The 18,529-nt window shown below is 74.3% G+C and carries 8 protein-coding genes; 3 read left to right on the top strand and 5 right to left on the bottom strand.

Going from position 1 to position 18,529, the window contains the following annotated elements; translation table 11 throughout:
- Positions 1-86 precede the first annotated feature (86 nt).
- Together IPG72_12395 and IPG72_12390 are read right to left on the bottom strand one after the other, a co-directional pair.
- Positions 87-932 (bottom strand): methyltransferase domain-containing protein, encoded by an 846-nt coding sequence (locus IPG72_12395; GenBank protein ID MBK6769788.1) that lies wholly within the window; start codon positions 930-932, stop codon positions 87-89.
- 270 nt (positions 933-1,202) lie between these two features.
- Positions 1,203-4,031, bottom strand: coding sequence for a hypothetical protein (locus IPG72_12390; GenBank protein ID MBK6769787.1), 2,829 nt, complete (start codon positions 4,029-4,031; stop codon positions 1,203-1,205).
- Between the two features lie 258 nt (positions 4,032-4,289).
- Here IPG72_12390 and IPG72_12385 point away from each other — a divergent pair, with 258 nt between their 5' ends.
- The 3 genes from IPG72_12385 (at position 4,290) to IPG72_12375 (ending at position 8,675) form a co-directional block, all read left to right on the top strand.
- Positions 4,290-4,997: a PIG-L family deacetylase gene (locus tag IPG72_12385; GenBank protein ID MBK6769786.1), complete on the top strand. Its 708-nt coding sequence runs from the start codon at positions 4,290-4,292 to the stop codon at positions 4,995-4,997.
- Between the two features lie 77 nt (positions 4,998-5,074).
- The gene (locus tag IPG72_12380; protein MBK6769785.1) at positions 5,075-5,773 is read left to right on the top strand and encodes a sortase; all 699 of its coding nucleotides are present in this window, start codon (positions 5,075-5,077) and stop codon (positions 5,771-5,773) included.
- A gap of 331 nt (positions 5,774-6,104) precedes the next feature.
- Complete coding sequence (locus IPG72_12375) at positions 6,105-8,675, top strand: hypothetical protein (protein ID MBK6769784.1); 2,571 nt, start codon at positions 6,105-6,107, stop codon at positions 8,673-8,675.
- 153 nt (positions 8,676-8,828) lie between these two features.
- Here the strand turns inward: IPG72_12375 and IPG72_12370 are convergent, their stop codons facing one another.
- The 3 genes from IPG72_12370 to IPG72_12360 all read right to left on the bottom strand — a co-directional run bounded on the left by IPG72_12370 (position 8,829) and on the right by IPG72_12360 (position 18,492).
- A complete protein-coding gene (locus tag IPG72_12370; protein MBK6769783.1) occupies positions 8,829-10,016 on the bottom strand; it encodes a hypothetical protein in 1,188 nt (395 codons plus the stop codon).
- A gap of 125 nt (positions 10,017-10,141) precedes the next feature.
- Positions 10,142-11,944 carry a hypothetical protein gene (locus tag IPG72_12365; GenBank protein ID MBK6769782.1) on the bottom strand — a complete coding sequence of 601 codons (1,803 nt, stop codon included), beginning with the start codon at positions 11,942-11,944 and terminating at the stop codon, positions 10,142-10,144.
- A 110-nt stretch (positions 11,945-12,054) separates the two neighbouring features.
- Entirely contained in the window at positions 12,055-18,492 is a 6,438-nt protein-coding gene (locus IPG72_12360) for a tetratricopeptide repeat protein (protein ID MBK6769781.1), read from the bottom strand.
- Positions 18,493-18,529: the final 37 nt, after the last annotated feature.

Below are 18,529 nucleotides of genomic sequence, written 5' to 3'. Positions count from 1 at the left end.
CTCCAATCCTGACTACTACGTGAACTTCGCGCAACTGCATGAAACAGGGACGTGCGATCGATCACTCGCATCGCGTCGCGGAGCGCTCAGATCGCTGCCTCGAAGGCCTCTCCGAGTCGCGCGGCCCGCGCGACCGTCACCGGCTTCTGGGCGATCACGAGGTCGCTCACGCCGCGGTACACCGACCGGGTCTCGGCGACCTCGAATCCGGCCTGCTCGAACGCCGTCCGAAACGTGCTCGCGTCGTGCCGCCAGTACGTGCCGGCATCCACGGCTCGGCCGATCCGCCGGTTCTGGCGGATGACCTCGCGGGCGCGCCACACTTGCAGAGCGGCACGGGCGAAGCCGCGATCGGCACACATGTGCCGGAAGACGTAGCGGGACCACTCGCCCACATCGATCGGCGCGCCCGGATCGCAGGCAAAGAGGGCGCCGCCCGGCCGCAGCCAGCGGAACATCTTGGCGATGGCGGCGTGCGGGTCCGGGAACGTGTAGAGCGAGTGGACCGCCGTTACGAGCGCAGCGCTCTCGTCGGGCAGATCGAATGCATCGATGCCCGCCGTCCGGATTTCGAGGTTGCCGAACCCGGTGGCGGCGCGCTTGGCCCGCGCCCGGTGGTTCATCCCGTCGTCCGCATCGACGTGCAGGACGTGGCACTGCGGCCACGCTTCCGCTGCGGCCAACGTGTAGTTGCCGGTGCCGGCGCCGACATCGACGAGGACGTCGCCGGGGCGCAGGCGCAGCCCGCCGACGAACCGGCGGTAGTCGTCGACCAGCGCCCGGTACGCCGGGTTCGCCTCCGCCATGACGTCGTACACCGCGGCGTACGAACGCCAGTCGACATCGGCATGGCCGTGGATGGGAGGGTGGCTGGGGCCGCAGCTCGGACTGTGGCTGCGCGGATGCGTGCGGCTGGGGCTGATCGTGGACATGTTGACCTCCGTCCGGTGCTGTGTGAGCCCGGACCGAGACCGATCGCCCGTCAGGAGGGAAGCATGTGTGCGATGTGCAGTGACGGGGCGGCGATGCGGCGATCGGTCTCGATCACGGTGCGCACAGCGTACCGGACCGGAGCGTCGCCGGGGAGGGGGCAAGGGGCCACAAAGGGGTCAACGCGCCGCCGCACGGCCACCCTCCCGCCGCACATCGCGACACCGCCCCAGATGCATGATCACCGCCCATCGCGATGTGCGGCGACCGCGTTACCGTCTCTTGACCACCCTCGGCAGGTAGATGGTCGTCGGCGTCACCCCCCCGGGCGTGCCCGTCCGCGTGCGGGTGGCGGTCGGGGTGCCGCGCGTCGGGGTGGGCGATGTGCCGCCGGGGGTGCCGGGTTGGGTGGGCGTGACCTCGATCGTCGGGGACGGGGTGGCGGTCGGGAAGACCGTGCCGGGCGTGACCGGGACCGTCGGTGTTGGCGTCGGCACGGCGGCGCCTGGGGAGAAGCGGGCGAGGCCCCAGCCTTCGGTGCCGACCCACACCGTGCCGTCCGCGCCGATCGCGACGGCGCTGATGTCGTTGGCCACGAGGCCGGTGTTCGTCACGGCCAGGGTGTGCCATGCGGCGCCGTCGAAGACCTGCAGACCCCCCGGGTCGGGCCCCTCGCGCCAGTTCTCGGGGCTCGCGCTCTCGCGCGCCATCCCGCCGCGCGACGTGCCGGCCCACAGGCGGCCGTCGGGATCGTGGGCCAACGTGCTGACCGTGCCGGAGTGGGAGAAGACGCGTTTCGACCACGTCGGGTCGGCGAACGTGTTCAGGACGGCGGGCCAGAACGGCTTCTCGTTGACCAGGAGTTCGGTGCTCGTCTTGTCCGTGCCGTACGTGCCGCCGTGGAGCACGCCGCTGTCGCTGACGGCCACGGAACTCGCTTCGGCCAGCAGATCGCCGTTGTTGAAGCTGATGAAGCCGGTGCGGGAGTCCCAGCGCTTCCACGTGCTCGTGTCGAGGTCGAACAGCGCGATGCCGCCGCCGACGAGCGAGCCGCCGGGCGAGCCGCCGTCCGGCTGGCGGACGTGGTGGGAGGCCGCAACGCCGACCTTCTTGGCCGCGCAGTTCACGCTGATCGCCGTGATGTTCTTTGACGGCAGCCCGTCGACCGCCTTGCTGATGTAGTTGTGGGCCACCCACTTGTCCTGGGCCACGACGTGGACCGAGTTGCCCGGCGTGAGGACGTCGATCCCCTCGCCGTATGCGTCCCATGGGTTGCCGGTGCCGACCCAGACGTCGCCCGAGCAGCCGCGCGCCAAGGAGCTCACGCTGGCGTCGCGCAGGCCGGCGGGGGTGCCGGTGTTGAACGGCGTTCGCGCCGTCCAGCTCGTGCCGTCGAACACGGCCAGCCCGCCGTCCTGGTACTTCTTGTTCTTGCCGTCCCACGTCGACTCGGCGCTGCCGAACCACATCTTATCGCCGTCGCCGGCGATCGAGAGCACGTTGTCGCCGACGAGGCCGGTCCACGGCGGCGCCTTGTCGGAATCCGTGCCGACGGTCGTATACGGTGTCCAGATATCGTCGGCCCTGGTGAGCGTGCCCTTGGTGTCGAGGTCGATCACCCCCGCCCCGAAACGCCGCTGGATGCGGCTGCCGGTTCCGATCCAGAGGTGGCCCGCCCAGCGCGAGCCGGGCGCGCCGAGCGCCAGGGCGGTGATGAAGTTCGTCGCCGGCGACTGCGCGGTGACGAGCGGTGCGCTGAACGTGAGGTTGACGGTGTCCAACGGGCTGATGCCGCCGGCGCCGCCGATGTACGGTCCCGTGCCGACCCACGCCCGCCCGCCGCCGAGCGCGACGGCCTGCACGCGGTCGCGCGCCAAGCCGTCGGCGGACGTGAACGGCACGTCGCGGCCGAGGTTCCAGACGTCGTCGTTGCGGTTGGCCAGCGTGAACTTGTGGTTGAGGACGACGAGCCCGCCGTCCCGCGACGCCATCCAGACCGTGTTCACGAGCGCCGGATCGCTCGCCGGCCCGAACGCGATGTCGTCGACGAAGCGCAGCGGGTAGCCGGACTCGCCCTGGACCGAGAAGCGGCGGCTGAGCTCGTCGGGGATCGTCGCCTGGTCGCCGCGGAACCACAGGACGCCCCGCCCGCCGATGCCCGCCCACACATAGCCTTGCGGGTCGATGCCGAGCGATTGGACGGAGCACGTCACCGTGACTTCTTTGTTCTCGCAGCTGTTCGATGTCCAGACGTCGTCGGCGGTGTCCCACGTGTGGTTCGTGGCCAGGTAGCTCAAGCCGCCGTGCATCCGCGTCCAGCGCTGGACCGGCGCCTGCTCGCCCACCCGCTCCTGCTCCAGCCGCCAGTGCGGCGACGTGGCGACCCAGACATTGCCCTGCGGCGTGACGACGACGTCCTCGATGTTGTCCGAAACGAGGCCGAGCTTGTCGTCGCCGGTGGGCGACTTGATGTACGTGTTGTCGAACGTGTAGACCCGCGCCCAGGCATCGTCGGACGCGTCCGGCGTGCCTTTCGTCTCCAGCCGCGCCAGGCCGCCGCCGGTGTGCGTGCCGTTCACGCGGTCCCAGCGCTGCGTCGTGCCTACCCAGATCGTCGTCCCGTCGACGGCGACCGCGCGGACGTCGTCCGACGGCAGGCCGCCGGCGGTGTTCGACATGGTGTAGGTGTACCAGCTGTCGTCCGACTTCGCGGCGGTCTCATTGTCGAAGAGCACCGTCAGACCACCCTCGTTGGCGATCCAGACCCGACCGTCCGTGCCGACGGCGATGTCGCGCACCGTGTTGCCGCCGAGCGGATCCTGCGGGCGGAGGAACTGCACGCCCTCACCGTCCTGCCACCGGACCAAGCCGCCGGCCCGCGAACCGGACCAAAGAACGTTGCTGTCCCACGCGAGCGCCAGGATGTCGTTGCCGTGCGCGAACGACGTCCACGCACCGGTCGGCAACGGCTTGGCCACGCCTTGCGCCTGCGCCGGCGGTTCCGCGGGCGCGGCGGCCAGCGCCGTCGCCACGCAGAGGGCCGCCGCGAGCGCGAGCACGATCGAACGGGTACGCGGGGCGCATGGAGCGGACATCGTCATTCCGTCATCATCCTCGAGCGACTGGGCACGGATATCGTGGGCACGGAAATCGACCGGGCGCGGAATCGGCGGTCGGGGGTACGTGAAGAGACATGACCGCGGCCGGCCGACACGCAGTATACGACGTATACGACGTCGCGATGGGCGGGGCGATACGGCGGCGTGCGGCCGTGCGGTGCCCTCGTCCGCATGGTGAGCGCGCATCGATCCGCCGTGCTCCGCATTGGCGACCACCCGATCCGCCCGTAGAATGGGGCCATGACCACACCACCCATCGAACGCGTCCTCGTCGTCGTCGCCCACCCGGACGACCCCGAGTTCCCGGCCGCCGGCACGATCGCCACACTGACGGACGGCGGCGCCGCCGTGACGTACGTCATCGTCACGGACGGCTCGAAGGGCACGGGCGATCGGTCGCTCACCGGCCCGGCGCTCGCCGCGCTCCGCGTCGACGAGCAGCGGGCGGCGGCGCGGGTGCTCGGCGTGGAGGACATCGTGTTTCTCGGCCTGCCGGACGGCGAGGTCGTGGCCGATCTGGCGCTGCGCCATGCGATCACCCGCGAGATCCGGCGACATCAGCCCGACATCGTCATCACGCACGACCCGTCGACGTACTACACGGACACCTACGTCAACCACCCCGACCACCGCGCCGTCGGCCAGGCGACGCTCGAGGCCGTGTTCCCGACGGCGCGCGACTTCCTGAACGCGCCGCACCTGCTGGCGGAAGGGCTCGAGGTCCACAAGGTGCGCGAGGTCTGGCTGACGATCAACCCGAATCCGGACCACATCGTGGACATCAGCGCCGTGATCGACCGCAAGATCACGGCGCTCCACGCCCACCGATCGCAGTTCGGCGATCCCGAAGTGTTGGCGCAGCGCGTTCGCGAGCGCGCTGCCACGATCGGCGCGGCCAACGGGCTGGCGCTGGCCGAGGGCTTCAAGCGGATCGTGTTGCCGGCATGACGCGCCGCACGACGCTTCGCGCGCCGCAAGATGCGTGCAGGACCGCCGCGCGGCGCGCTCGACGCGGAGACGATTCGATGAACCGTTGCACCCGCCTCGCCATCTTGGCGTTCGCGCTCGTCGCCCCGCTCTCCGGCACCGCGTGCGGCGGCGCCAGCGCCGACGTCCTGCCCGAGACGATGTCCGGCTGGGCCAGGGAAGAACTCGAGCCGACGTACACCCCGCTGCCGGCCGCCTCGGAAACGCTCACCCCGCCGCCGACGGCCACGGCCACCGTGCCCTACCAGACGCCGACCCCCGACCCATTCCAGGCCGCCGGCGTCCCGATCCGGCTCCGCATCCCGGCGATCGGCGTCGATGCGTCGATCGAGCGGAGCGGGCGGGACAAGGAAGGCAAGGTCGACGTGCCGCGGATCTCGCGCAACGTGGCCTGGTTCAACGAGAGCGCGCTGCCCGGCCAAGCCGGCAAGACGAGCGTGATCAGTGGCCACTTGGACGATCCGTACGGCCCGGCCGTCTTCTACAAGCTGCGCATGCTGGTGCCCGGCGACGAGGTCGAGGTGACGTACGAGAACGGTGATCGCTTCATCTTCGTCGTCGAGGCCAAGGAACGCTATGCCTTCGACCGCGCGCCGGTGCAGAAGGTATTCGGCGCCACGGCGCGGCGCATGTTGAACCTCATCACGTGCGACGGCGCGTGGAACGCCGGCCAGGCCAACTACGGGCAGCGGCTGGTCGTGTACACCCGGCTGAAGGAAGGGCAGGTCGTGCGGTAGCGTCGTGTGCCGGCGCCGTGCGCCATCGCCGTGCGGTGGACTTGCTCGACCCCGTGTGGGTGATGCGGTGCGACGGGCAGCCCTGCGGCAATGCCCGGAGGCGTTGCCCTGGCGCACGGCTCTGACGCACTGCCCTGACGCACTGCCCTAACGCATTGGGCCGCCGCCTCACCTTCCGGTATACTCGCCCCGGTCGACGAGCGACGCCGCCGACGGACCGGATGCCATGCCCCGATGGTCGGAACCCGTGCTGCGCTTTCTACAGGGCCCTGGACCCGCGCTGCTCCTGGCTCTCGCATGGCCGACCCTCCGCACCGTACGTAGCGGCGCCATGCGCCACCGCGCAGCACCGGCCGCCCCGACGTGGCGCGGCGACCCTGCCGTACGATCGCTGGCCGCGCTCTCGCTCGTCGGGGCGCTGCAGCTGCTGAGCGATCTCGTCCTCCGCCTCGCCGACATCGCCCACTGGCAAGCCCCTGCCGACCGCCTGCTCGGCGGCATGGTCGTGGTCGCCATCGTCATCGCCGTGCGACCGGCGTTCGAGCGATCGACGATCGAGCGTGCCGTGCCCGCCTTCCTCGCGGGATCCGCCGCCATGGCTGTCGCCTGGCTCGCGTCCGCGCCCGGCTGGGCCGCCGCGGCGCGCGCCGGCGCCGCCTCGGCCACCAGCCGGGCCGTCCTCGCCGACGTCGTCCTGGCGACCGGCACGCTGGCGCTGGCCTTGGCCATCGCCGGCCCTGCCGTCGCCCGAACGGTTGCCCGCACCGTCGCCCGCCCGCGCGCGGTCAGGGCACGTACGGCGATGATCCCGCACCACCCCCTCGTCGGCCTCGGCATGCTCGCTCTCGGCAGCGCGCTGCAGGCCATTTGGCCGATGCCGGCGGCCGCGGCGCTGTGGCGCGCCGGGGTGCTGGCGGCGGGCGCCTGGATCGCGCTGGCCGTCCTGCGCGGCGAGGCTGCCGCCATGCGCACGGGGACGGCGATCGTGGCGCAGGAAGCCTCTGCCGCTCTCGAGGCGGCCGTCAAACGGGCCTCGACCGCCGTCGCCCGGACATCCACCGCCGTCGCCCGGACATCGTCGATCGTCGCCGGCACGGCGATCGCCCTGGCCTCGTCGGGACGAGCGGTGGCGGACGGTGCGCAGAGGCGGGCACGAGCGGCTTGGCGCGCGGTCCGCACGACCGGGGCACGGGGCACCGACGCCGTCGGTCCGGGCCGGCCGGGCGCGTCGGCGCGGGCGCGGTTGGCGCTGGCGGGTGCGATGGGCCGGGCGCTCGGCGAAGCGTTGAAGGAACTGGACGCCGCCGTCGTGTACGCCGGGCTCGTCGAGGACGAAGCCGTGCGCTTCTGGGCGCTGACGCCGTCGGGCGCGCTGCAGGAGCTCTATCGGCGGCCGCTGACCCAGCTGGCGGCCGTGAAGCGCGCTCTGCAGTCCGGCGATGGGGCCTTGGGCAGCCGGACCGAGGCGCGCGACGTCGACGACCTGTACGGACATCTCGGCCTGCCGTTCGACGGGCCGATCCTGCTGGCCGCCGGCGGCCGGCCGACGCGTGTCGTCCTCGTCGCCGGCAGCGCGTACGGCCCGTGGCGGCGGGACGACCCGGCCAAGCTGGCTGCGTCCGCCGCCGCGCTGGCCCACCGCCTTGCCGGCCTCGACGAGCCCGTCGCCCCGCCGCAACCGGCTGCGCCCGCCGCGACGGCCGACGACATCGCCCGGCTGCGCGCCGAGGTGGCGGCGCTGCACGGCGACGTGGCGCGTTTCGGATCGCGTCTGGACGGGATCGAGCGCCGCGTCGAGGGCCACCCGGTGCTGTCGGATGCGCTCGCCGGCGCCGCGCAGATGGTGCCCGCGCCGGCGACGTCGTACCTGGCGCGTGTCGAGGCACACCAACGGTTGATCGAGCCGCTGCCGTGGGGTGTCGTCGTCTGCGATGCCGACGGCCGTGTGATTCTGGCGAACACCGCCGCCCGGCGGCTCCTGGTGGGGGCGGCGCTCCTGCCCGGCCACCGAATCGACATCCCTGGGCCCGGGGCGCGGACGCTGGTCCACTCGCTCCGCGACGCCTCGAGCACGCTTCAAGGCGGACGGGTGCCGCTGCACGCGATGGACACCGTCGTGCGCGTGGAGCCGATCGATCGGCCGAACTGGCGCCACCGCAACCGCCTTGGCGCCACGCTCGTCGTCACGACGACGGCGGACGCGGCCGCGGGCAGCGAATCCATCCTCGTCGATCTGCTGGATGCACTGCGCGACCCGCTGGTCGACCTCCGGCTGCAGGGCGAGTCGCTGGACGCCGAGGTCCGGATGCCCGTACCGGATCTGATGCGCCACCTCGCGGTCCTCGACGGCCACGCCGCCGGCCTGCGCGCGGTGCTCGGCGCGCTCGCCGCGCAGCGCAGCCTGGCCACGCACCGGCATCGTCCCGAGCTCGGCGCCGTCGACATCGGCGTGCTGGGCGCGACGACGGAGCGCAGCCTGCGCGACCTCTTCGCGCTGCGGGGGATCCGGTTCCGCGGCGTGCGCGGCATCGTGCCGTCGGACGTGACGGTCGACGTCCGGCTGCTGGAGCACGTGGCGCTGGCCGTCGTGACCGGCGCCGTCGCGACCGCCAGCTGGGGCTCGCACCTGTCGGTCCACGTGCGCCACGAGGCGATCGTCCCGGGCGATCCGGCCAGCGCGATCGTCGTCGTCATCGACCTGTTGGATGGCGGCCTCACGCCGATGACGCCGCGCCGCTTGCTCGACGAGGCCGCGCTTGCGTCACACCCGGCCGCGCTGCGGGTCGGCCACGCCCTGGCCGCACGCGGCTTCCCGGGCTGCGAGGCGTGGTTCACCCGGCGGACGCCCGAAGACCAGCGGGTTCAGCTGTGCTTGCGGTTGCCGGTGGGGCGGGCGGCGTAGGGGGCGAGGCAGCGAGTTCTCGGAGGCCGCGGGCTCTCCTGGGCAACGGTGTCAGCGGCGGAAGCCGTCGCTGCTCTCTTGTCCGCCATCAACTGTCTGCCACCCATCAACTGTCTGTCACCAACTGTCCGCCACCAACTAACTGCCCACACCCTACCCCGCCGCCGCCCGCACCGGCCGCTCGCGCACCACGCCGATCGCCCCCGCCGCCCCGTCCGCCTGCGCGCAGACACCGTCGCGATCCGCGCGGCCGATCGCTGCGCGCGGGCTCAGCGGCTCGCGCGAAAACGGGACGACGTTCGCCCCACTCCGCTCCGGAACGGCCGTTCCGATGACGAGTACCCGTGCCGAGCCTGGCAGCAGCGCGCCGGACAGGACGCCGACGCGCACGTCGCAGCCCGGGCGGATCGCGCCATGCAGGCGTTCGATCGCGGCATCGACATCGGCGAGTGCCAGGTCGGGGCCGGCGGTGATCTGACAGAGCACGCGGTCGGCGGTCGCAATGGCCGCCAGGTCGGTGAACGGACTGTCAAGCGCTGCGGTGACGGCGCGTTCGGCCGGTGAGAGCGCGCCGAGCCAGGCCGGCGTCGATGAGTTCCTGTCCTCGACGGCACGGGGAGCTGCCGTGCCGGTGGCAACGCAGCTCCGCCCTCCGTTCCCGAACAGGCGCACCAGGTCGGGGAGGCCGATCTTCAGGCAGCCGCCCGCATCGGCGAAGGCGGCGATGCCGACGGCGGTCTGGCGGACGACCTCGCGTGCCGCGGCGGCGGCCCACTCCAACGGCAGGTCGGCGCCGACGACGCCGAACGCCAGGTCACCGTCGAGCGTCACGACGGCGTCGCACGCCGACAGCAGGCGCGCCTCGGCCGTGGCCGCGGCTTGGTGGTTGCGCTCCGGCTCGAACGGGAACGGTGCGAGGCCGAAGCCGACGACGAGCGCCCCACCGGCCTTGGCAAGCTCGGCCACCACAGGGGCGACGCCGCCGCCCGTGTCGCCGGAAAGGCCGGCGACGACGAAGACGAGGTCGGCGTCCAGGACGGCGGCGCGCAGCACGGGCTCGATGGACCGGGCCGCATCGGCTCGCGCGTCGGGCGTGGTCCGTCCGCCCGTCGAACGCGGCAGCTGGATGCAGATCGGGGCCGCCGGCCGCCAGGGCGGGCCACCGTTGTCCGGGACGCCGCCCAACGTCGCCGCGCACGCATCCACCGCGATGAGCCGTGCCTCGATGCCGCCGGCCTCGGCCAGCCATGCCAGCGTCGCCACACCGGCGCCGCCGACGCCGACGATGGCCAGGCGCGTGCAGCGGGGATCCGGGCGGCGGGCGACGGCGGCCGGCGTCACGGGGCGCGGCCCCCGGTTCCTTCCGTCGCCCATCCGCGGGTCGACCCGATCATCGACCCGATCATCGACCCGATCATCGACCCGATCATCGATCCGCTCATCGATCCCGTCTTCATCGGGGTACGCTAACGCGAGACCGCAAGGCGCCGGATCGCGCCCTGGGCGTCGACGGTGACGTGCAGCACGGTGTGGCACGCCGGGCCGTCGGCGGTCGGCAGGCTGCGGGCCAGCGTGACGACCATCCCTCGTGCGGCGCCGTCGGCGGCCGCACGACCGGCGGCGTCGCCGGGGCCGTGGGCGATGGCGGCCGGGGCGCAGACCGGGTGGACGTGCGTCGTGACGTCGCCTTCGGCAAACGCGGGCAGGCGGCGGGCGATGCTGCGGCGGACGGTGTCCGCCAGGACGGTGGGCGACAGGGCGCACGCCAGCGAACCGTCGGGGCAGCGGCCGCCGGCGGTTCGCCAGGCGGGGCGCGCGTCGTCGCGCTTCAGGCGGTCGACGGCGACGCGGGCGCTGTGCAAAGCGAGAACCGGCGGCCGCGCCGTGTCCCGCGGCGGCACCGATTCCTCCGGCCGCGTCGATGCCTGGGGACGGGCCTTGTGCGGTGGCCGGACCGGCAGCAACCCCACCGCTGCTGCCGGTCCGAACATCTCCGCAGCGGCGCCGGCCGTCGCCATGCGCCGGGCCTCGGGGCTCGGCGCGTGGACGAGGCTCGGGTCGCCGTAGAGCACGAAGTTGTGGACCGCCTTGACGTCCTCGGCATCCAGATACGGCTGGCGCGAGAGGCCTTCACCGATCAGGGCCGCCTTGGCGCTGGCCAGCGCCTCGCCGGCGGGCAGCCCGTCGCGGAGCGCGGTCCAGAAGCGGTGCGCCAGAAGGTCTGCAGCCACCAACCCGCCGTCGAGGCCGCCGTACGCCACGCCCGTCGCGCCGACATACGCCAGGCAGCCGCCGGCCAAGTGGGCGAGGGCCATCGCTCCGCCCGGCGATCCGGTGCGCGTCGGCGCGCTGTGGCATGCCTCGGCGAAAACGACCGCGCCCGGCGCCGGAGCGATGTCGACCGGCCGGAGCGCAACCGGGAACGCGTCGTAGCCGGCAGGGAACGTCGGATCGACCTGGCCGTACCAGTCCGGACCGTCGGATAGGCCGTGCAGGTTGTAGTAGCGGAAGCGCGGGCCGTCCGGGCCCGGCTGCGGGCGGTCCTGGAACGAGAGCGGCGGCGAGAGCCGAAGGTGTTGCGGCTCGCCGACGGCGCTGAACGCCCCGCGCGCTGCCCGCTTCCAGACGGAAGCCGAGTAGCCGAAGGCGGTGTCGGAAAGGAGGAACGGCGCGCCGTCGGCCAGCCGGTTGTGTGCGGCGGTGGTCGCTGCGAGCGCGGCCAGCAGGGCGGGCAGGCTGGCGTCCGGGAGGCGGCCGACGGCGCGCCGGGGGCGCAGCGACCACGGATCGGCGCCGTCGGCCGGGGCATCCAGGCCGTACGGGTGGTCGGACAGGACGGCGGCGTCGTCGTCGTCCGTCGGGTTCGGCAGCGGGTGGAACGGGACGATGCCGTCATCGCCCAGCAGCAGGACGAAGCGGGCTGCCTCCTCCGTCCATGCCATGCGCCGCGCCACATCGCGAACGACGCGGGCCACGCCGCGGGGCTCGCTCGACGCGGCCGGGAGGACGCCGAGGGCGGTGAGGAGCGGGCTGCCGTCCGCATAGATCAGCGTGCCGCCGATGCCGCGGCGGTCCATCGCCGCGGTCAGCGCGCCGACGGCGTGCTCGATGGCAAAGATCCCGTCGGGGCCGTAGCGCTGCCAGAGGCGATGGCGGCTCGTGACGATCAGCGCGGCGGCGGCCGGGGGTGGAACGTGCGCGGATCCGGGGTGCAGTCGTGTCGCTGCCCGTGAGACCGACGCGGCGCAGCCTTTGACCAACGGGATCATGGGGGGGCTCCTGGTCCGGTGGTGCTGGGGGATGGATCGGGAAACCGATCGTTCTGGGGGTCGGCAGACACTGTCGGCGGCCATGTCGCCGCAGAAAGGTGCGGTGGCGATCAGCTGCTCGAGTCGCGCGGCGCCCCGTTTGCGTGCTTGGCGCGGCTGCGAGCGAAGAGTTGGACGATGTGGTTTGCGCGCAGGCGTTTGCCGGCGTGCTCGCTCGGCTGCAGCGCGTGCGCCTGCTCCAGATAGGGCCGAGCGCGCTCGTGCTGGTCGAGGCGGGAGTACAGGTTGGCGATCAGCGTCAGCGTCTCGGCGAGGCGCGTGTCGCCATCGACCATCAATCCGAGCGTCGGGTCGAGGACGTCGACGGCGCGGGCGAAGTTGCCGAGATCGGCCAGCACGCGGCCGAACGCAAGCCGGGGTGCCGCGTCGTCGGGCGCCAGATCGACCGCGTGCTCGTGGATGAGGAGGGCGCGCTCGACCATGCCGGCCTCGCGGCACGCGCCGGCCAGACGCAAGTAGATCTCGACCGAGCGCGGCGCGACGGCGACGGCTTGTTCGTACGCCTGGATCGCGTCGTCCTGCTCGCCCTGTGCCCGGTGGAGGTCGCCGAGGGCGACGAATGGGCGGGGGTCGCTCGGGTTCAGCCGGGCGGCGGTGTCCAGCGCGGCCGCGGCGGCCTCGTGGTCGCCCAACGCCCGGGCGGCGAGGCCGAGCTGGTGGTGGACCCGCGCGTCGTCGGGGGCGTCTACGCGGGCGGGGTCGAGGACTTCGCGGGCGCCGCGGGCGTCCTTGTCCTCGAGGAGCAGCGTCGCCAGCTGCAGCCTTGCGTCGACGGAGGATGGCGCGAACGTCAGCGCGTCGACGAGCGCCGACCGCGCCTCGTCCCGGCGCCCGAGCGCGAGGAGCGCGGCGGCGTCGCCCAAGCGCCAGGCGGGTTGATAGGGCTGGAGCGCGATCGCCTTGCCGTAACGCTCGCGGGCTTCGTCCAGATCGCCCATCTCGGCCAGCAGGTCCGCCAGCTGGGCTTGCGTCTCGGCCCGCTCGGGGCCGTAGCGGGCGGCTTGGCGCAGGGCGTCCGCGGCGCCGGACATGTCGCCGACGCGGCGGCGCGCCTCGGCCAGGAGCGCCAGCAGCACGGGATCGTTCGGATCGGACGAGGCGCGTGCCTCGAGGACGACGCATGCCACCTCGGGCGCGCCGGCGTCGAGCGCGAGGCCTGCCAGCCGGCGCTCGGCAGCCGGGTCCATCGGGAGGCCGGCCGCCATGCGGAGCGTGCCGGCAGCCGCCGACCGGTCGCCGCTCGCCAGCTGGATCTCGGCCAGGCGGCACGGCAGTTCGGCGAGATCGGGCGCGCGCTCGATCGCGGCCAGCAGCGCCTCGGCGGCGGCGTCCATTTCGCCGGCGGCGAGGTGGGCGCTGGAGGCGAGGGCATGTTGACGGGCATCGTCGCTGCCGCGGGCGGCGGCCAGGCGGAGGTCGGCCAGCGCGGCGGCCGGATCGCCGGCGGTCAGCTGCGTGAACGCCCGCACGAGGAGGCTCTCGGTGTTTGGCGAGAGCGCCACGGCAGCCCGCGCCGCCTCGACCGCTCCACCGATCTGCCCGGCGCGGCTGCGAACGACGGCCAACGCGCGCTCGGCGGCAGCGGCATCGTCGCCCTCGAGGCGGGACAGAGCGCGGGAGAGGACGATCTCGGTGTATGCCGCGACGTCGGGATCGATCGCCGGCGCCGGGGCCGGGACGGCGAGCGCGAGCTGCCAACCGTCCTGCGCCACCCGCTGGCCGTAGCGCAGCGCCGCGACGGCGTGTTCGGGATCGCGCTCCAGGACGCGCCGCCAGCTGACGATGGAAGCCGCCGCGTCGCCGCGCGCGTCGTCCATCTCCGCGACGGCGGAGTGCGCAGCAGCGCTTGGCGCAAGGCGCGCCGCTTCCGCCAGTGCCGCCCTGGCGCCATCGTCGTCGCCGGCGACGCGCCGAACCTCGGCCTGTGCGCGCCAAGCGGCGGCCGACTTGGGTTCGAGCTCGATGGCCACGGCGGCGTGGGCGAGCGCGTCGCCGACGCGCCCTGTGGCCAGCAGCGCCTCGGCGAGCACGGCGTGGAGCGCGGCGTCGCCTTCCGGCCGCACCACGTCACCGTCGGCGGCCGGCAGGGCCTGGCGGAGGACGGCGACGGCGCCGTGCGCGTCGCCGGAACTCAATCGGGCGCGGCCGAGGCCGAGCGCCGTCGCAGGATCGTCGGGCGCGAGGCGGCGGGCGATCGTCCAGTGCGCGACGGCGTCGGCGGGCTGGTCGACGCGCTCGAGGGCCTCGGCCAAGGCGCGGTGCGTGCGCGGGTCGGTGTTGTCCAGGCGGGCGGCCTCGGCCAGCGCGGTCAGCGCGCCGGCGATGTCGGCGCGGGCGAGCCGCAGGCGGCCGACGGCCGACCATGCCGCGGCGGACGTCGGTGCGAGGCGGGCGGCGGTCTCGAAGTCGTCGAGGGCGGCGGGCAGATGGCCGGACGCCTCGTGCAGTGCACCGCGCAGCGCGTGGACATCGGCATCGTACGGCGCGAGGGCGTTGGCGCATTCGATCACGCGACCGGCGGACGGAAGGTCGCCGGCGGCCAGGCACGTGCGGGCGAGCGCCACGAGGAGGTCCGGTCGTTCGGGCGCCAGGGCGACGGCCCGCTCGAGCGAGGCGCGTTCGGCGGCCAGATCGCCGGTGGTGTGCTCGAGCGCGGCCTTGGCGCGGAATGCCTCGGCGTCCTCGGGCGCCGCGGCGACGACGCGCTCGAGGGCGTCGAGCGCGCCGGTCGGATCGTCGGCCGCGAGGCTGGCGGCCAGATCGCGTTGGTACTGGGGCGCGTGCGGCGCCAGCGCCGCCGCTTGCGCGAAGCTGGCGCGTGCGCCGTTCGCGTCGTGCTGCGCGGCCAGCGCGCGGCCAAGGGCGTGGTGGAGAGCGGCGGCGTCGGGCAGCCGCTCGACGCCGGCCCGCAGCGTCGCGACGGCCACGTCGTTGCGGCCGAGGGCGGCGGCGATGCGGGCCAGGCGCGAGAACGATTCCGGGCGATCGGGCGCCAGGGCGAGCGCGGCTTGGGCGGCGTGCGCGGCGGCCTCGATCCGGCCGGCGGCCTCGAGGGCGTCGGCGTGCGCGGCCGGCGCGTCGGCCAGCGAGCCGTCGCGGAGGACGGCGGCCTCGGCGGCGCGGACCGCCTCATCGAGCGCGCCGAGGCGGCACGCAAGGCGGCTGTAGGCGACGAGGGTCGTTGCGTCGAGGGCGCCGGCGACGGCCGCGCCGCTCCAGGCGACGAGCGCGTCGCGGTCCCGGCCGACGGCGGCGTACGCGCCGCCGAGCACGGCCTCGACCGCGGGAGGCCGCGGGGCGAGGGCCGGCGACGCGGCTTCGAGCAGCGCGGCGGCTTCGGCGGCGCGGCCGGCGTGGACGAGGGCGTCGGCGTGGCGGATGGCCAAGTCGAGGTTGCCTTCGCCGGACGGCAGGGCGCACGCGGCAGCCAGGGCGTCGACAGCCGCCGGCCAGTCGCCGCAGCGGCCGAGGAGACGGGCGCGGCGCTCCAGGACGTCGGACTGTGCGGGCAGGCGGTCGAGGAGGGCGAGGGCGCGGTCGGGGGCGTCGTCGACGCAGAGGTCGACGAGCGGCAGGACGTAGCGCGGGTCGGTGAGGTCGTGCGACGCGGCGTGTTCGAGCGCGGCGAGCGCGGCTTCCGTGTCCCCGCGCGCCAGCGCAGCGGCTGCGGCGGCGGCATGCACGTCGGGGCGATCCGGCGCGGCGTTGGCGGCGCGGGCGAGGGCGGTTTCGGCAGCGTCGCGATCGGACGCCGTTTCGGCGGCACGGGCGACTTCGAGCCAGAGGTCGGCATCGCCCGGGCAGCGCAGCGCCGCGGCCTGGAGCGCGCCGAGCGCCGCGGCCGGCTCGCCGAGCGCGGTGTGGGCGGCCGCCAGCGCGCGCATCGCGCCGACGTCCTCGCCGTCCAGCCCGACGGCCAGCGAGAGCTGTTGGACGGCCGATGCCGGGTCGCCGAGGGCCAGCGCCAGTTCCCCCGCCCGGCGGGCGACCGAGGCGGACGGCGGCAGCTCATCCTGGGCGCGCCGCAGGACGACGTACGCGGCCGCCGCGTGGCCGCTCTCCTGGTACAAACCGGCCACCGACAAGAGCGCGGCCGTCCGAGTCACGGCCGATGCGTCATCCGGCGGACCGGCCATCGGGGGGCGGAGGGCGGGCGGTTCATCTTCGGTACGCGCGAGGGTGGCGGTCTCGGCGACCGGATCCGGATCGTCCGGACCATCGTCCCATCCCTCGTCGCCGCTGGCCGCGCTGTCTTCCGTGCTGTCTTCCGTCGGCGCAGCGGCTGCGGCAACCGGCCAGGTTGGGGAGGTTGGGACGGGTCCGATGTCCAGGGAATCCCATGTCCCGCCAGAGGTGGTGGCGGCGGTGGTGGCGGAGGCCGAGGTCGGGTCCGGCTCCGGTGCTTCCGTCGGCGGCGGGGAGGACGGCGAGGCGTAGGAGGTGGCGCCTGCGGCGAAGAGGGCGGCGATGCGGGCGACGTCCGTGGTGCTGGGGAGTGCGTCGGTCGTGCTGGGCAGCGGGTCGACGAGCGGGTCGACGAGCGGGTCGACGAGCGGGTCGACGATGCTGGAAGGCAGGTCGGCCGGCGCGGGATCGACGGGCACGGCGCCGACCGTCAGGCGGGCGACGAGGAGGGCGTCGTCCGGCCAGGCATCGTCCCGGCGAACGGCCTCGGCAGCGGCGGCGAGGGCGGCGTTCGCGTTGCCGGTCGCCTCGTGGGCGCGGGCGAGGACGGACCATGCGGCGGCGTCCGTCGGCGCGGCGGCGACGAGGGCTTCGAGGGCGGCGATGGCGCCGGCGGCTTCACCGAGGGCGATCTGGACGCGGGCGAGTCGGCGGGTCACACCGGCGTCGCCGTCGGACAGGTGCAGCGCGGTGGCAAAGGCGTCGGCGGCCTCGGCCCAGCGGCCGCGCTCGGCCTCGATCTGGCCGAGGGCGTCGTGCCACGCGGCAACGCCGGGCCGTGCTTCGATCGCCCAGCCAAGCGCCTGAACGGCCTCGGCCAGCGCGCCGCGTTCCGCTTCGACTTCGGCCAGGGCGTACGCGACGTCCGCGCTGTGCGTGAGCTGCCAGGCGGAGCGGAGCGTCGCGGCGTTGGCGCTGGCGTTGGCGATGTCGTTGGTGTTGTCTGGGGCGATGTCGGCCGAGGCGCCGTCGAGGGCGGTGACATCGAGTCGGGTCGGGTCGGCGGACGCTGTGGGTGCTGTGGGTGCTGGGGCCGCTGTGGGTGCGACCGATGCAGTGGCTGCCGCGGGTGCCGCGGGTGCGGTTGTTGCGGCGGCCACCGCATCGGCGAAGGGCTCGTCGAGGCCGAGGCATGCGGCGACGACGCGCTCGGCGGCGGGGAGGCGCCGGAGCGCGGCCAGGTAGCGGGCGGGGTCGGGGGCCAGGTCGTAGGCATGGATCAGGAGCGGGGCAACGGCCGGGTCGTCGATCGACTGGATCTGGCCGGCGAGGGCCTCCGGCACGGCGCCGAAGCGCTGGATGAGGGCCAGCGCAGCGCAGTGGCGGGCGAGGAGCGGCTCGGTGAACTCGAGGTCGGCGCCGCGCGGGACGACGGCGCCGGTGCGCAGCATGTCGTAGCGCGTCACGCCGAGGCGCATCGCCATCGTGTCGACCTCGCTGACGAAGGCGCGGCCGTGCGCGCTCAGGGCGACGTCGGCCAGCGCGTCGCGGGTGAGGGTGCGCTCGGTGGACGGGACGGTCGACAGGATGCGCTCGAGCAGGGCGTCGCCGACGCGGGCGCGGCGCCAGTCGGCCGGGGCGTGGCCGGCGGCGACGGCGAGGAAGGCGCCGAGGACGCGCGGCTGCGTGACGGCCTCGGCCAGCTCGGCGTCGCCGGCGAGCCATGCCCCGGCGGCTTCGGCGGTGGCGGCCGGGAGGAAGCGGATGAGCGCGTCGCGGACGTCGGCGGGCTCGATCGGCAGCAGGCGAGCCTCGGCGACGCCGGGCAGGACGGTGTGGATCTCGGCCCAATCGTCCTGCCGGCAGGCCATGACGGCCGTCGGGCCGACGCGGCCTCCGGCGTCGATCATCAGACGAAGGTCGTCGAGGAGGTAGCGGTGACGCATTCGGTCGAGGTTGTCGAGGAGGAGATGGGTGGGCGCCGCGTCGTCGGCCGGCAGGCCGAGCGCGTCGATCGCCCGGACGACGAGGTCGGTCAGGCCCTCGCCGTCGCGGGCATGGGCCAAGTCGATGTAGAGCGGGGCGACGGCCCGCCCGGACTGGCCGGCGCGCGCCAGCCGGTGCCACGCGGCCTGCAGCGCGGCGGTCTTGCCGCTGCCCGGCGGCCCGAGGAGGACGAGCGCGGCCGAGCCGGCGATGAGCGTCACCGCGTCGCGCACGCCTTCGGTCGTCTCGGCCGAGAGCGGCACCCATCGCGCGGCCTGCGCGGCCAGCGCGGCGTCCGAGGCGACGCGGTCGGCGAGGGCACGGCCGGGCGGAGTGGGGACGGGGGTTGGTTCGGGGGCGGGCAGATCGGCGGACATCGCGTGCTCCGTGGTGGGGTTCCCGGGTGCGTCGCTT

Origin of the sequence: Candidatus Avedoeria danica, from assembly GCA_016703025.1 — a bacterium.
Lineage (GTDB): Bacteria > Chloroflexota > Anaerolineae > Epilineales > Epilineaceae > Avedoeria > Avedoeria danica.
The sequence above is the reverse complement of the archived record's forward strand: the minus strand, read 5'-3'. Positions and strand labels throughout refer to the sequence as shown.